Source organism: Enterococcus sp. 10F3_DIV0382 (assembly GCF_002140245.1).
In the GTDB taxonomy this organism is placed as follows: Bacteria; Bacillota; Bacilli; order Lactobacillales; family Enterococcaceae; genus Enterococcus_B; species Enterococcus_B lactis.
In genome coordinates, this window is the sequence record NZ_NGMF01000001.1 from 2,001,286 (window position 1) to 2,016,767 (window position 15,482).

The following is a 15,482-nucleotide window of genomic DNA, read 5'->3' on the forward strand; positions in this document are numbered from 1 at the left end:
TAACTAAAATAACTGCAAATCTTGCTTTATTCCTCTAAAGATATTGTTCTTTTATTTTTCCCGAATTTTTTCCAATAGTTGTATAGCTGTCTGCTGATTCATCTTTTCTGCTTCACGTAATTTTTGCGCAACTTGCTCGATTTCCTCACCAACTGCCCCAATTGAGATCGCTAATGAACGAGCTTGAAGCCCCATGTGTCCTTTTTGGATTCCTTCTGTAACTAATGCTCGCAAAGCAGCAAGATTTTGAGCTAACCCTACAGCAGCCATTACTTGTGCTAGTTCCTTGGCTGAATCAACATCTAGCATAGCTAAGGATACTTTAGCTTTTGGCAAGATATTAGAAGCTCCGCCTACTGTGGCCACAGCCAAAGGTACCGTTAACTTCCCAACTAGTTTATTTTCTTTAATCTGCCAGTCTGTTAATCCTTGGTATAATCCGTTTCTTGCCGCATAGGCATGGATCGAAGCACTTACCGCACGTGTATCATTTCCTGTAGCTGCTACTACAGCTTCTATACCATTCATGATTCCTTTATTATGCGTCGCTGCACGATAAGGATCCAGCTTCGCATACTCCCCTGCTTGTTGGATTTTTTTAGCGATTTGTTCACCAATTTCTTTGCTTCTCCCTAAGCGTTCAAAGGGAATTTCACAACAGGCAGAAGCCAACGATTCTGTAGCAAAATTACTTAAAATACTGAATAGAATCTCTTCCTCAGGGAACCATCCCCGTAATTTGTCTGCTACACTCTCAAGAATCGAGTTGATCATGTTGGCACCCATTGCATCTTTTACATCCACTAAAAAATCAATAGATAGGTAGGCATGGAAACTTCCCATAAATTCCCGTGTAGAGATATCTTGAACACCGCCCCCGCGTTTCACGATGGAAGGATAGCTTTCATTTGCACAAAGAATCAGTTCTTCTTTTCGATGATTCACTGCATCGATCACTGCTTGATACTCCGATTTTCCTGATAGAACGATTTGTCCACGCATCAACCGTTGAGGTGTTTCTGCACAGATATCTCCACAGATTTTTGCGCCATTGCTTGCAGCTGCAATAACAGATGGTTCTTCTGTAGCCATCGGGATCCATTTTTTCTTGCCATTGATTTGGAAATTTTGTGCAATGCCCATTGGGATCTCCACTTCGCTCACTTGGTTTTCAATCATGTGATCTGAGAGCTCTTCAGAAAGTGTTTGTTCCTCAAAAATCAGTGCATTTTCCTGTGTCAATACACCTTTTTCGACTAATTGACTGCGCCGTTCAGATGGCGTGAGCTGATAGAACTTTTTTTTTTGCAAATCCTCACGTGTTTGCTCCGTATTCGCTTCTAACAAGACTGCCAAGCCTAAACCTCCACCAATACATAATGAAGCAACACCGTATCTCTTCTGCTCACGAAGCAATCCGTAAGCTAACGTGGTCAAAATCCGTGCACCGCTTGCCCCAATTGGATGTCCTAATGCGATTGCTCCTCCATAGATATTGACCTTTTCTTCATCTAACTGTAGTTCTCGATTGACCACAATAGATGAAGCCGCAAATGCTTCATTGATTTCAAAAAGATCGATCATTGGTAAAGCTATTCCTGCTTTATCTGTCAATTTTTGAATGGCTGTGATTGGAGCGATTCCCATGATGCTTGGATCAATACCAACTTCCGCTACTTCTTTGATGGTTGCCAAATAAGGCAGATTATTATTCTCTGCGTATTCTTTGGATGCAAGGATCACCACTGAGGCACCGTCATTCAATGGAGAAGCATTACCTGCTGTTACTGTTCCTTCTTCCGAGAATACTGTACGTAATGTACCCAATTTTTCCAATGTACTATTTCCACGAACTGCTTCATCCTCAGATAACACGTCTTCAGCAGAAATCTTGACCGGAATGATCTCCTCAGAAAATACGCCAGCTTCAACAGCTTGAGCTGCTTTCAACTGGGATGCCAAGGCATAACGATCCTGCTCTTCTCTGCTCACAGAAAATTGAGTTGCCACATTCTCTGCGGTTAATCCCATATGTGTATTTGAAAATGCGTCAGTCAATCCGTCATTGACCATACTGGAAATTGGTTCGCCATATTCATTTGTTTCTGACTGATAGGGTTTCAGCATAGGTGCTTGTGACATACTCTCTGTTCCGCCGGCTACCACAAGCTCTGCTTCACCTAATTGGATCAGCTGGCGTGCTAAAATCACTGCTTTCATACCAGATCCACAAACTTCATTGATTGTCATTGCAGGGACATCCACTGGGATACCGCTGTTCAAAGCAATTTGTCTAGCAACATTTTGACCATTACCAGCCTGCAGGACATTTCCAAATATTACTTGATCTATTTTATCTTTTTTCAGTTTTGTTTTATCTAATAATTCTTTAGTCACAAGTGTGCCTAATTCAACTGCAGTAAATGAACTTAAACTTCCGCGATACTTTCCTATTGGCGTTCTTGCAGCATCTATCATTACGACTTCTTTCAAGTAAGCCACCTCCTACAAAAATATACCATTCTTTGCTATAAAAACAAATAGCTCTTGTTCCAGTTGTTTTTTTCTAAGATTAAATTTTAACAATCCTTAAATATTCGCTTTTTTATATTTCTTTTAATCTTTTTATGATACTTTAGTAAAGTAAGTTTTTTATCATGAGTAAAGAGGTGTTGAAATGAAAATAGGGATTGATCGTCTTTCCTTTTTTATTCCTAATTTATATTTAGATATGACAGATTTAGCAGAAAGCCGTGGAGATGACCCTGCAAAATATCATATCGGTATTGGTCAAGACCAAATGGCAGTCAATCGTGCGAATGAAGATATCATTACACTAGGGGCAAATGCTGCCAGCAAGATCGTGACAGAAAAAGACCGTGAGCGAATCGACATGGTCATCGTCGGAACAGAATCCGGAATTGACCATTCAAAAGCGAGTGCGGTAATTATCCACCATTTACTAAAAATCCAATCTTTTGCTCGTTCTTTTGAAGTAAAAGAAGCTTGCTACGGTGGCACCGCAGCTTTGCACATGGCAAAAGAATATGTCAAAAATCATCCAGAACGAAAAGTACTAGTCATAGCAAGTGATATTGCTCGTTACGGCTTGGCAAGCGGGGGTGAAGTGACGCAAGGTGTCGGTGCTGTTGCGATGATGATCACTCAAAATCCGCGTATTTTATCGATCGAAGACGACAGCGTATTTCTGACAGAAGATATCTATGATTTCTGGCGTCCAGATTACAGTGAATTTCCTGTTGTCGATGGACCTTTGTCTAATTCTACGTATATTGAATCGTTCCAAAAAGTTTGGAATCGACATAAAGAATTATCGGGTCGAGGACTCGAAGATTATCAAGCGATTGCTTTCCATATCCCATATACGAAGATGGGAAAAAAAGCATTGCAAAGCGTATTAGACCAAACAGATGAAGGAAATCAAGAACGGCTACTGGCTCGCTATGAAGAAAGCATTCGTTACAGCCGACGAATCGGTAATCTTTACACTGGTTCATTATACCTTGGACTAACTTCTCTACTGGAAAATTCGAAATCATTGCAGCCAGGAGACCGCATTGGTTTATTCAGCTACGGTTCTGGTGCAGTAAGTGAATTTTTTACAGGTTATCTGGAGGAAAACTATCAAGAATATCTCTTCGCACAATCTCATCAAGAGATGCTGGATTCTCGAAAACGAATCTCTGTTGACGAATATGAAATGATTTTCAGCGAATCGCTTCCTGAACATGGAGAAAGCGCAGAATATACATCAGACGTACCTTTCTCGATTACAAAAATTGAAAATGATATTCGTTATTACAAAATATAATAAACGCATAAAAAAGATCCCTTCACGAAATGTGGGGGAATTTTTTTTTGTCATTGGACCAGAGAAGCAATCGATAGGTCAACCTAGTCGTACTGATGATTTCTTGTTTTTCACTGAATAGTTTGCGAATATATCTAGTCACAACAGGATCTTTTGCGTAATCTTCATAGTACATCTTCATCCACTCTTCAGTAATTGATTCCTGTGCAAAATAAGTAAAATCGTTTTTCTTTACTTTGATTCCTTTATCAATTAAATATGATTCAAATTGATCCATGATAAATGGGGTTGTATTAGGATCTTCTTCTATCATTCCTAGTTGCTTTTCGATAGGATAAAAAATATCATCGATTGATTCCACTACTCTCATTATCACGCACCATTTGCTTGCCTTTTTCATCAGTTTTTCTAATTGATTGGGATGTGTCAAAGCTGGGTTCGCTGCTGTAAAAACCACTTCATATGTCTCACTGGATTGGATAAATTCTTCTAATGATCGTTTGATAAAGGAAACATTTGACAAGTCAATTTTCTCTGCTTCTTTTTTTGCATTTGCTAGCATTCCTGAAGAAAAATCGATCAAATCGTAGTGATTAACTTCTTTTGCTAAAGAAATAAATCTGCCAGATCCTCCGGCAACATCTGCTACTATTTCAGCAGGCAGGACTTTCTCCGACTTCAGATATTCTCTTACATCTTCTGCAATAGTTGTTTGTGATTCTTGCTGGATTTCATAATATTCTTCCGCAAAATCATCCCATTCTTTTTCATTCATTTGAATCCCTCTTACTTTTTGATTTTTGTTAGATGTTTTCACTTTTCAGAATAAATTGTTCTCCTCTTTCATCTATTATATCTCTTTTGATGAATAAAAAAATGTTTTACTTTCCGTCTATTATAAATAAAAAAGGACTGTGACAAACGTCGTGTCACAGTCCCTTATTCCGAATAAACGGTGTTCAATCAGCTGACCCTCGGCATTAGCTCAACAAACGGCAAAATATGAGGAACTATTTTTCCGTTTGTTTCTCTAATACTCAGATCAGAACGCTGATTTCACAACCTCTGATACACGGTGTTCCTGAAGTAACTTCTTCAGAAATAAGCCGAAATGCCACAAAAATTTGAGAAGCAATTTTCGTACATTCCTTCTTATTTCTTGAAGCTGACCACTTCTGTCACTACCTCCTTGATTCGTTTTATTTATTTCCTTGTACTCGTACAATGATCAATTTCGTGATTTCCATCAAGATGATTGTCACAAGAGCGATCCCCATACATGTAAAGACTTCTGTCAATCCAAATGCTGATGGGATAGAGAAGACTTCTTTCAGTCCTGGGATCATTGTTAAGCAGTAAAGCGCGCTACATACAACTACAGCTAGTAAGACACTTCTGTTAGAGAAGAACCCTGCTTGGATAGCTGTTTGTGTATTTGAACGTGCTGGGAATGTTTGCAGTGTCCGACACCAAATCAATGTTGAAAATGACATAGCTACACCGAATTCAGGTGAATGCTGCATGCCAAGCCATTGAGCGAAGATAACAGCAATCCCAATCAGTACACCACGATACGTTACAGAAATCAATGTTTTGTCCGTAAAGATTCCTGAATTTGGATCTCTTGGCGGACGGTTCATCGTAGCGGGTTCTGCTTTTTCTGTACCTAATGCAATCGCTGGCAGTGAGTCATTGACTAAATTGATGAACAGCAGTTGTAATGCTGTAAATGGATTGGACCAGTCAGCAACTAAGGCAAAGATGATCGCAATGATCGCACCTAAGTTTCCGGCAAATAGATAAGAAATAGCTTTCTTGATATTATCAAACACGTTACGTCCTACTTCTACTGCGCTGACAATAGAAGCAAAGTTATCATCCGTCAATACCATCGCTGCTGCATCTTTTGCCACATCTGTACCAGTTCCCATAGCAATCCCGATGTCTGCTTGTTTCAATGCTGGTGCATCATTTACGCCATCACCTGTCATAGCGGAGATATGACCTTTATTTTGCCAAGCACGAACGATACGGATTTTATTTTCAGGAGAAACACGTGCATAAACGGTCACTTTTTCTAAAACTTCGTTTAGTTGATCTTCTGTTAATTCATCTAATTCCGTTCCAGTCAGAGCTAAGTTTCCTTCTTCAAAAATCCCGATTTGTTTTGCGATAGCAACAGCTGTTGTTTTGTGGTCACCAGTGATCATGATCGTTTTGATTCCTGCACTTCTTGCTTCTGTCACCGCTTGAGTGACTTCAGCACGTGGAGGATCGATCATAGCAAGCAAACCAACCAGGATCAAATCATCTTCATCTTCAAATGATAAATCAAAATTATCAAGTGGACGGTAAGCAAAAGCTAGTACACGTAATGCGCGTGTTGAAAAAGCTTCATTTTGCTCTTGGAATTTTTTCATCAATTCATCCGTCATCGGAACAACTTCGCCATTCAGTAATACTTTTTTACTGCGTTGGAAGACGATATCTGGTCCACCTTTGACAAATAAGTAATTTTCGTTATCGATCGTGTGTCCAGTAGACATCAATTTTCGATCTGAGTCAAAAGGAAGTTCTGCTTGTCTTGGGTAGTTGTTTCGAATTTCCTGATAAGGCTGGTTTAGTTTTTCACTAAAATCGATAAACGCTACTTCCGTGGGATCGCCCAATTTAGTACCGTCTTCACTGATCGATGCATCATTCGCTAAGACACTGATTTCAATCAAACGGCGTTCGTCAGCTGTCCACTTTGAAGGATCGTTTGTGAAATCTCCAGTATCGCCATTCCCTAAAAAGTAGTCAACAACTGTCATTTTGTTTTGTGTCAATGTACCAGTTTTATCTGTACAGATGATACTTGTCGAGCCAAGTGTCTCAACTGCTGGAAGTTTTCGGATAATGGCATGACGTTTCGCCATTTTATTCGTTCCCAAAGATAACACGATTGTTACGATAGACTGTAATGCTTCTGGAATAGCAGCTACGGCTACGGCTACGGCAAACATCACTGCACTCACGATATCTGCAGTCATATCTTCTGTACCTTCTCCAAGATAAATACGGAACAATTGGATACCTAAAATCAATAGAGATAATGCCAAAATAGCCAGACTTAGTTTTTTACTGAATTTATCCAGACCTCGTTGTAACGGAGTGACTTGCTCAGTTGTTGATTCCAAAAGACCAGCAACTTGTCCGATCTCCGTATTGTTCCCAGTTGAAGTCACTAAGAATTTACCGCGTCCGTAAGTTACGATTGTTCCACTGAATACCATATTCGTACGATCACCGATTGGAACAGTACTTGTGATATCCATTACTTCTTTTTCTGCGGAAGTCGACTCTCCTGTCAGCATGCCTTCATCTACTTTTAATGAACCTGCATCCAGTAATCGTCCATCAGCAGGTACATAATCGCCTGCGTCTAACAACACGATATCCCCTACGACAAGTTCGTTTGCCGGAATCGTTTTTTCTTTACCGTCACGAATCACTCGAGCATCAGGTGCTGAAAGATTTTTCAATGCCTCTAAAGAACTTTCTGCTTTTTTTGTTTGGACAACACTGATGATAGAATTCAACATCAACACTGCAAAAATAACTAAGAATTCGATGTAATCTCCCATGACCATCTGAATAAGTGCGACAATCAGCAATACGATAACCATTGCATCTTTGAAGGTTTCTAAGAACAATTTCCAAGTTGGCTTCTTCGGCTTTTCTTTTAGCTGGTTCAAGCCATCTCTTTCTAATTTTTCCTTCGCTTGCGTGGTGCTCAATCCATCGGTTGAGCTCTGCGTTTGCTGCATCAACGAATCGATCGTTTCTTTATAGACCGCTTGTTGTGCTTGTTCCTTGTTTTCCAAATTTCATCCCCCATTTTTTGATCTCGGTCCTAGTCCTGTCTGAAAAAAAAGAGACCTAAGACAAATGCGCATTTGTCTTAGGTCTCACCATTTCATACAATACCAGAAAACCATTTGGTTAACTTACTGTTGATATTATCGCAACAAAATGTTGCCGGTTACTCCCCTAAGGAGATATTCAACTGTACTAATATCCTACCTTATTAAACTACAAAAAGCAACTACTTTAGCCCGATTTACCTACATTTTCATGAAAAGAGTGAAAAGTATATTCACCTTGGTAGGCTTCTTTCTTCTATCATGCTATACTAATGTTATTGTATGTAAGGAGGAACATTTTTGTGGTATCTAGTATTATATCCGCCCTTTATCTATTGAATGCACTTATTGCTTTAGTGGCGATCTTGATTAAACCCCGAGATGTAGCAGCTATTTGGGCATGGCTCTTAGTATTGTTTGCCCTTCCTGGGGTGGGTTTTGTATTATATTTATTTTTCGGACGTGGATTAACGGATAAGAAAAAATTCTATCTCCGACAAAGTGACTTGAAAGAATTAGAAAACTTTCAGTCTTTTAGAGGAGATACCATTGAACATTACGATCCTGACATGGGCGACAAAGACAAACAACAATTTGTCGACTTCTTCTCTTCATTAAATCGTATGCCGCTGACAAGAATGAATTCTGTCACTCTTCTCACAGACGGACAAAAGAAATTAGATTCACTGCTTCAAGATCTAAAAAAAGCCAAACATTCGATCCATATCGAATATTACGCATTTGTGACAGATAATATCGGTCAGCAAGTCTTACGCGTTTTAGAAGAAAAAGCCGCAGAAGGCGTAGAAGTTCGTATATTATATGATGCATTTGGCTCCCATGGCACAAAAGCAAAAGATTTCAATCGTCTAATCAAAAATGGTGGACATGTCCATACATTTGTTACCTCGCAAAAAGCATTGCTTCGTTTCCGATTGAATTACCATGATCACCGAAAAATCGTTGTGATCGATGGAAAGATCAGTTACACCGGTGGTTTCAATATTGCCAATCAATATGTAAATACGACAAAAAAATTCGGTTATTGGCGTGATACGCATATACGAATTTTCGGTGCCGCTTCTTCTTTGCTTCAACTTCGTTTTTTAACAGACTGGAACGTTTCAGTGCCTGAAGAAAAAAAGGTCGGCTATCATTTGAATTATTTCTTTAAAAAAGCCGATCGAGATGAATCCAAACTTGCTGATACGTCCATCCAGCTTGTCTCAAGCGGACCAAATAACGAACGAGAACAAATCAAGCTTTCGTTTATCAAATTGATTACTTCTGCTAAAAAACGTGTTTGGATACAGACACCTTACCTCGTTCCTGATGAAAGTGTCATTGCTGCTTTGAAAATCGCAACTGCTTCTGGTGTCGATGTGAAAATCATGATCCCCAATAAACCGGATCATCCTTTTATTTATCGAGCAACACAATATTATGCTCGTCAGCTCATCAAGGAAAATGTACAGATCCTTGTCTATGAGAATGGCTTCCTCCATGCAAAAACATTAATAATGGATGATGAAATCTGCATGGTAGGTTCAGCAAATCAAGATATTCGTAGCTACCGATTGAATTTTGAAACAAGTGCTGTCATTTACGATCCTGAGTTTTTAGAAGAGCTTGCTACTCAGTTCAAAGAAGATGAGACACATTGTTCACCAATGACAACTGAAACAGTGAAGGAAATGTCTAACTGGCTGTTATTCAAACAACAAATTTCTCGATTGTTTTCTCCAATCTTATAATTTTTCCATTCAAGTAGAGAAAAATATACTAAGGTTAAAGGGACTGTGACAAAAATCTTGTCACAGTCCCTTCTTCCGAATAAACGGTGGTCTCCTGCCAACTCCTCGATCACAAGTCACAATATTCATCAAACATGAGAAGCTGTTTTTTGAACTTGTTCCTTATGACTCGGAGCTGGACGGCAGGCTCACGACCTCTTGGTAAACGGTGTTCAAAAGCCAGTTTCTCGGTATTAAGCCAAATTTATGCGAAAATGTAGAAAGCCATTTTCACAAAATTTTTCTTAATACTCGAAACTAAGCGACTTTTTCACAACCTCTTTCTTTTACTCTAATTCACCGGCTGCCCAATGATTGATTGGTCCATATTTATGCCCTACGTTTATTTCTTCACGAATCGCACGGTTTACATAGTCTTTTGCCAATCGGATTGCTTGTTCTACTGTTTTTCCTTTAGCTAATTCGGCTGCAATACATGCAGATAACGAATCGCCAGTTCCATTGATCCGGTCAGTAGGATAAAATGGCGCATTCAGCCAAAATGATTTTCCTGATTCAAGCAATACGTAGTCGTTGACTGTTTCTTGCTGCGCATCTTTTGCATGATGTCCTTTGATCATGACGTTTTTCGCACCCATATCTTGCAGTTCTTTTGCTGCTTGCACAAAATCTTCTTCAGTTGCTAATGTCCGTCCAGTCAGCTTTTCTGCTTCGTAAAAATTAGGTGTCAGTACTTCTGCCAAAGGGACAAGTTTTTCTTTCAAGCTTTGTAAAGCAGATTCTTCTAGTAAAAGATTTCCATGTTTCGTTACGATCACGGGATCCACGACTAATGGACCAAAATCATATTTTTGATAATTTTTTACAACTGTCTCAATCAAATTTGAATCTGCTAGCATACCTGTTTTAGCTGCACGTATTTGAAAGTCCTCTGCAATCAGTTCAAATTCTTTATCGATAAAATCGGTTGGCAAGGTCACACTTGCTCCGATTCCGTAAGAATTTCCTGCAACACATGCGGTCATGACAGAAACACCGTAAACACTTCTTGTAAAGAATGTATGCATATCTGCTTGCATCCCTGCGCTTCCATCGCTATCTGATCCTGCGATCGTCATTGCTTGTACATACTGTTCTTCCATCAAATCAATCCCTCCATTTTTATAAAAAAATTTTTTCATGATGCTGTTACTGTTTCTATCATATGTTTTTCAAAGTATCCCTCAGTAAATATACCACTACCTTTTCTTGGTAATCAAATTTATTTGAAAAAACATTTGTAATAAATCAGAAAATAGTTGTCATTTATTTGGACTAGTTATTCTAATAACAAATACCCGCTATTCGATTTATATATATTTCAGTATCCTTCTTGTTTTCATATAACCAATGGCGCTATGATTTCCATATGATAAAAAATAAAGTCAGGTGAAAAAATGAAACTTGAGGATAAAAAAGTCATTTTGAAGAAAATCAAACGTCTCCCAGACCAAATAGAAAACTATACGATCTGTTCTTTCAAAAAAGACAGGAGTATAAAAGCTTATACGCAAAACACAGAAAAAGGAATAATCTATTTCCTACATGAAGAAGGTTACGATACCCAAACCTTTATGTTTACTGAAAAAAAAGAATTTCATAAACAGATGAAAAAACTGATTGAAAAAGAATTTCCAAGAAGTCATAAACTCTATGTGAATCAGCAATTTTAACTTTTAACTATACGCTCTTAACTAAATAGGTTCTGTAATAAAATAAAACTTTATAACAACTATAACAAAACAGAATGCAAAACAACAGTTCTATAAGTTATAATCATAGTTGTTAGATGATTCATCTAGTAAAAACACCAGATTTCAAATTTCACACAATTGAAACTAGATCAATCATCAACCTTCTTCAAATTGTTAGAACCCTTTCCCGAGGAGCTGCAGCATAAGCAAGAAAAACAAACAGGAAGCCAAATGGCTGAGACATTCCTTCTATTAGTCTAGTTGTTTCTCGTCGCAAATTTAAGACTTTAGAAAGTTATTTCTATTGATGTTTGGGTTGTTTCACGCTTGTGCTCAGCTCCTTACCTATTATTTATCTCAACAGATCGAACAAATTAATGGAAAATTTAAGGAGTTTTGTTATGCTTACGATCTATTCTTCTCGTACACATAGTTACCATCTGATGGCAAATTGGCTGAAAGACCATCAAATGCCTTACAGAGAACGAATTTTCACGCCTAAACAGCCTTTAACCAGAAAAGAAATCTTTTATTTATTATCATTAACAGAAAACGGATTTGACGATCTATTAGCTAAACGCTCGATTGATTATAAAAATTTAAAAGATCAAATCGACCAATGTACGACCTCAGAACTTGTCGATTTAATCGTCTCACATTTTACTTTGTTGCAACGTCCTATCATTACTGACGGAAAAAAATTATTAGTCGGGTTCAATGAAGATAGTATGCGTCTTTTTATCCCTGTTCAATGGCGCAGAAGCCAGCTCAAATCTGTCTATAACGATTTCACGTGGGTAAGCGATTTAGACAATTCTATGGAGTTAGATGATGAATTTTTAAATTATTCTATATAAAAATGACTGTGACAAAAAAGTGTCACAGTCATTTTTTCGAATAACTAGTGTTCCAGAAGTAGCTTCTACGAAAAATAAGCCAAAATTTCTTGAAGCTAATTCTTGTAGCTAACTACTTCTGTCACAACCTCTGACTCACGGTGTTCAAATTTGCGCACACTTACCACGAATAAGTGCTTTGAGTGAACTGACGATAAGAATGACGGACAAGACTGCCATAAATAATCAAAAAGACACCCGTTCCTACGGTAACAAAAAATCCAGAGGCACCGATACTACCATCCATATACCACAAAATCGAAGCAAAAAGTGGGAAAAGTGAAAAAATACATAATCCGATTCCTGCAATCAACGAGAAGCCAAAACTTCGCTGATACGCTTCTTCTTTTTCTTTTGCTTCTGCTAATACTTTTTCAGGTATTTTTCTATTATACAAAAAGTGATTTAAGCGGGTGATTTTCATACCAGAAGCGATGAAAAAACCGACAGCTAATGCTATACCGAAAATCAGACAAGAAACACCCATGAATGCATAGCCTGTTGAACAAAAGAACAGAAATCCTGCAAAGGATAAACAAGTGAATAGGACACCTGACGCTACTTGAAGACCTGCTGCTCTGTATTCTTTCCAGTAGTTTTCCGCTTCACTTAAATAAATCAAAGCTGAATTTGATTCTGTCTCGGGACTTGGATTTTCTTTTTTGACATCTAATTCTTCTAATAATTCATCGATTGAACCAAATGTCGAGATGACTGTACCAATGGCCTCTTGTTCATTTTTCCCTTCTCCCATTAATTCATGATAATGATCTTCCATATTTGCCAACAGATCAGCTTTCAGCTTTTCTATCTCGGTACTTCGGGGTACTCCGATAAAAAGACTTTCTAAATAGTTACGGATTGTATCCATTTACTTTCCCTCCAAAAATTGATCGACCACGTCTTTCGTCGTCAGCCACTCTTGCTTTTTTTCTTCTAAAAGATTACGTCCTATTTCAGTGATTTTATAATAGGTCCGTTTTTTTCCATGGGTCACTTCACCAGGGTACGAAACAATCAATTGATTCTTTTCTAAACGGGCAAAAACGGAGTAAAGTGTCGTCTCTTTGATTACATAGGAATCATTTGTCCTCTCACGGATCGTTTTAGAAATTTCGTATCCATAAGAATCGTTTTTGTTAAGGATCGATAAAATAATCGCATCATTGTATCCGCGTATTCCATCACTTGAAATCATGTTCTTTCCTCCATATTACTCCATCTGTCGTTGTAATCAGCATAGCATGATTACTTCATCAGGTAAAGTAATTTTTTGCAAAAAATAAAAAGGAACAGAAAGCAAAAGAAGCGTTATGCTTTTTTGCTTTCTGTTCCCTTAATTTATTTTACAACCATGACGTTACATGATGCGTGGTTGACTACATAGGAAGTAGTGGAGCCTACTAGTGCACGTTCTACCGCATTCAGACCTGTCGCCCCCATGACAATCAGATCGATTGGTTCTTTCGATTCATGGAAATTAGCGATCAGTGTCTTTGGATAACCGTAAAGAACATATGTCTCGATATCTGTCAGGCCTTTTTCGATTGCCAAGTTTCGATGTTCTTTCATCTGATTTTCCGCAACCTCATCCAATTCTTCCTGCAGGCTTGTTGTAACAAATGCAAAATCACCAAAGTAATTGCCTGTTACTTCATTGACATACAGGATGTGCAACGTTGCTTGATTTCGTTTGGCAATCGTGATTGCCTCAAGAAATGCTTTTTCTGCCTTTTCAGAACCATCAATTGCTACTAAAATATTGCGATAAGTGTCTACCATTGTAAACGCCTCCTTCACTGTTAGTGTAGCACGATTACAGTGTTAGGACAAACATTTTGTGAACGTTTTATCAAAAAATATCAGGCATCAAATCCGTTTTTTTCAGAGACCTTTTTAAACCAGCGACCTGATTTTTTAATCGTGCGTTTGCCGTCTTGTTCCAAGTCAACAGCGATAAAGCCATAGCGATTTTTGTAAGCATTTGTCCATGACCAGTTGTCCATACATGTCCACATGTGGTAACCCACACAATTCGTTCCTTCTTGGATTGCTTGATGGACATATTTCAAATGATCCGTCACAAATTCGATCCGATAATCATCTTCAATCATGCCTTCGCTGTTAACAAAACGTTCTTCTCCTTCGACTCCCATCCCATTTTCAGAAATATAGCATTTGATATTACCATAGTTTTCTCTTGTATTCGTTAAAATATCATAGATGCCTTTTTCGTAAATTTCCCATCCACGATATGGATTCATTTTTTTATTGGGCATGTCGTAATTATCAAAATAATCATCTGGCATGGGGCTTTGTTCGTGATTGATCGGTGTTTCTTTTGCTTTGATCCGACGAGGCTGATAATAATTGATTCCTAACAGGTCAATTGTGTTTTCTCTGATGAGTTCTAAGTCTCCTTCATGAATGTCAGGTATTATCCCCAATGTTTTGACAATCTCGATCAACTCTTGTGGAAACTCGCCTTTCACTGCAGGGTCAAGGAATGATCGGTTGAAGAATGCGTCAGCGATCTTCGCCGCTTTTACATCTTCTGGGTTCGTTTCATCTCTCGGATAACTTGGTGTCAGATTCAAGATGATTCCGATCTCACCATCATGACAACCTTCATGGTAGGCTTTGATTGCCTTTGCACTTGCTAAATTCTCATGATAGCCTACTTGGACCGCTTCTTTCATATTGATATGATTTGGATAGTGGAATTGATACAAGTAGCCTCCTTCTACAGGCACGATTGGCTCGTTATGAGTAAACCATTTTTTGACTAGGTCTCCAAACAATTCAAAACACGCGGCTGCATAAGAAACATAAGCGTCAACCGTTTCTCTTGATAACCATCCGCCTTTTTCTTGCAAGGACAGTGGCATATCAAAATGGTAAAGATTTACAAAAGGCTCGATACCATTGTTCAGCAATTCAGTAAAATAATCTCGATAAAAAGAAACAGCTTTTTGATTGATTTCACCTGTCCCTTCTGGAATCAAACGACTCCATTGGATAGATGTACGAAATGTGTTATGGCCAGTTTCTTTCATTAACTGAACATCTTCTTTGTATTTTGTGTAAACTTGCGAAGTTTTTTCAGGTCCTACTTGATTAAAGAATTTTTCAGGCTCTAATGTATACCAATGATCCCAAATATTTTCTCCTTTCCCGTCATTACTTACTCTTCCTTCTGTTTGCGGTCCGCTAGCAGCAGAACCCCACCAAAAATTTTCTGGAAATGTGTAGGTTTTCATTTTGTACTTCCTCTCTTTTCTTCTTGATATCGTAATCATAACGAACCTAAAAAAATAAATCAATACTTTTTATAAAAATGACTAGACATTTAAAATATTCGG

Annotated in this window: 12 protein-coding genes; 4 read left to right on the forward strand and 8 right to left on the reverse strand. The window is 38.2% G+C overall.

All coding sequences use genetic code 11. From position 1 onward, the window contains the following. Positions 1-51: 51 nt before the first annotated feature. Positions 52-2,493, reverse strand: a complete 2,442-nt coding sequence (locus A5849_RS10060; protein ID WP_080491747.1) for a hydroxymethylglutaryl-CoA reductase, degradative — start codon at positions 2,491-2,493, stop codon at positions 52-54. Between the two features lie 184 nt (positions 2,494-2,677). On the opposite strand from A5849_RS10060, the gene A5849_RS10065 reads away from it, so the two are divergent. Continuing rightward, the gene (locus A5849_RS10065; RefSeq protein ID WP_002309630.1) at positions 2,678-3,832 is read left to right on the forward strand and encodes a hydroxymethylglutaryl-CoA synthase; all 1,155 of its coding nucleotides are present in this window, start codon (positions 2,678-2,680) and stop codon (positions 3,830-3,832) included. Positions 3,833-3,854: 22 nt separating this feature from the next. On the opposite strand, the gene A5849_RS10070 is transcribed toward A5849_RS10065, so the two are convergent. Continuing rightward, positions 3,855-4,607, reverse strand: coding sequence for a class I SAM-dependent methyltransferase (locus A5849_RS10070; protein WP_002309632.1), 753 nt, complete (start codon positions 4,605-4,607; stop codon positions 3,855-3,857). A 424-nt stretch (positions 4,608-5,031) separates the two neighbouring features. Then, entirely contained in the window at positions 5,032-7,698 is a 2,667-nt protein-coding gene (locus A5849_RS10075) for a cation-translocating P-type ATPase (RefSeq protein WP_086310068.1), read from the reverse strand. 311 nt (positions 7,699-8,009) lie between these two features. On the opposite strand from A5849_RS10075, the gene cls reads away from it, so the two are divergent. After that, positions 8,010-9,491, forward strand: coding sequence for a cardiolipin synthase (gene cls / locus A5849_RS10080; RefSeq protein WP_002316152.1), 1,482 nt, complete (start codon positions 8,010-8,012; stop codon positions 9,489-9,491). A 326-nt stretch (positions 9,492-9,817) separates the two neighbouring features. Here cls and thiD read toward each other — a convergent pair whose 3' ends face one another. Beyond that, the gene (gene thiD, locus A5849_RS10090) at positions 9,818-10,633 is read right to left on the reverse strand and encodes a bifunctional hydroxymethylpyrimidine kinase/phosphomethylpyrimidine kinase (RefSeq protein ID WP_002309637.1); all 816 of its coding nucleotides are present in this window, start codon (positions 10,631-10,633) and stop codon (positions 9,818-9,820) included. Between the two features lie 294 nt (positions 10,634-10,927). Here thiD and A5849_RS10095 point away from each other — a divergent pair, with 294 nt between their 5' ends. After that, positions 10,928-11,203: a hypothetical protein gene (locus tag A5849_RS10095; protein WP_002309639.1), complete on the forward strand. Its 276-nt coding sequence runs from the start codon at positions 10,928-10,930 to the stop codon at positions 11,201-11,203. A gap of 422 nt (positions 11,204-11,625) precedes the next feature. Continuing rightward, entirely contained in the window at positions 11,626-12,081 is a 456-nt protein-coding gene (locus A5849_RS10100; protein ID WP_002316150.1) for a Spx/MgsR family RNA polymerase-binding regulatory protein, read from the forward strand. Positions 12,082-12,241: 160 nt separating this feature from the next. On the opposite strand, the gene A5849_RS10105 is transcribed toward A5849_RS10100, so the two are convergent. From A5849_RS10105 to A5849_RS10120, 4 genes are all read right to left on the reverse strand, one after another. Then, positions 12,242-12,991 carry a permease prefix domain 1-containing protein gene (locus tag A5849_RS10105; protein ID WP_002313902.1) on the reverse strand — a complete coding sequence of 250 codons (750 nt, stop codon included), beginning with the start codon at positions 12,989-12,991 and terminating at the stop codon, positions 12,242-12,244. Further along, positions 12,992-13,318 carry a PadR family transcriptional regulator gene (locus A5849_RS10110; RefSeq protein WP_002291828.1) on the reverse strand — a complete coding sequence of 109 codons (327 nt, stop codon included), beginning with the start codon at positions 13,316-13,318 and terminating at the stop codon, positions 12,992-12,994. A 143-nt stretch (positions 13,319-13,461) separates the two neighbouring features. After that, positions 13,462-13,902 carry a universal stress protein gene (locus A5849_RS10115; protein WP_002289467.1) on the reverse strand — a complete coding sequence of 147 codons (441 nt, stop codon included), beginning with the start codon at positions 13,900-13,902 and terminating at the stop codon, positions 13,462-13,464. An 80-nt stretch (positions 13,903-13,982) separates the two neighbouring features. Further along, a complete protein-coding gene (locus tag A5849_RS10120) occupies positions 13,983-15,380 on the reverse strand; it encodes a glycoside hydrolase family 1 protein (protein WP_002309643.1) in 1,398 nt (465 codons plus the stop codon). Positions 15,381-15,482 lie beyond the last annotated feature (102 nt).

Excerpts from the sequence above, each read along its gene's own strand:
- A5849_RS10100 (WP_002316150.1), top strand. The coding sequence starts at position 11,626 with ATGCTTACGATCTATTCTTCTCGTACACATAGTTACCATCTGATGGCA.
- A5849_RS10115 (WP_002289467.1), bottom strand. The coding sequence starts at position 13,902 with ATGGTAGACACTTATCGCAATATTTTAGTAGCAATTGATGGTTCTGAA.
- A5849_RS10065 (WP_002309630.1), top strand. The coding sequence starts at position 2,678 with ATGAAAATAGGGATTGATCGTCTTTCCTTTTTTATTCCTAATTTATAT.
- A5849_RS10095 (WP_002309639.1), top strand. The coding sequence starts at position 10,928 with ATGAAACTTGAGGATAAAAAAGTCATTTTGAAGAAAATCAAACGTCTC.
- cls (WP_002316152.1), top strand. The coding sequence starts at position 8,010 with ATGTTATTGTATGTAAGGAGGAACATTTTTGTGGTATCTAGTATTATA.
- A5849_RS10110 (WP_002291828.1), bottom strand. The coding sequence starts at position 13,318 with ATGATTTCAAGTGATGGAATACGCGGATACAATGATGCGATTATTTTA.
- A5849_RS10070 (WP_002309632.1), bottom strand. The coding sequence starts at position 4,607 with ATGAATGAAAAAGAATGGGATGATTTTGCGGAAGAATATTATGAAATC.
- thiD (WP_002309637.1), bottom strand. The coding sequence starts at position 10,633 with ATGGAAGAACAGTATGTACAAGCAATGACGATCGCAGGATCAGATAGC.
- A5849_RS10105 (WP_002313902.1), bottom strand. The coding sequence starts at position 12,991 with ATGGATACAATCCGTAACTATTTAGAAAGTCTTTTTATCGGAGTACCC.
- A5849_RS10120 (WP_002309643.1), bottom strand. The coding sequence starts at position 15,380 with ATGAAAACCTACACATTTCCAGAAAATTTTTGGTGGGGTTCTGCTGCT.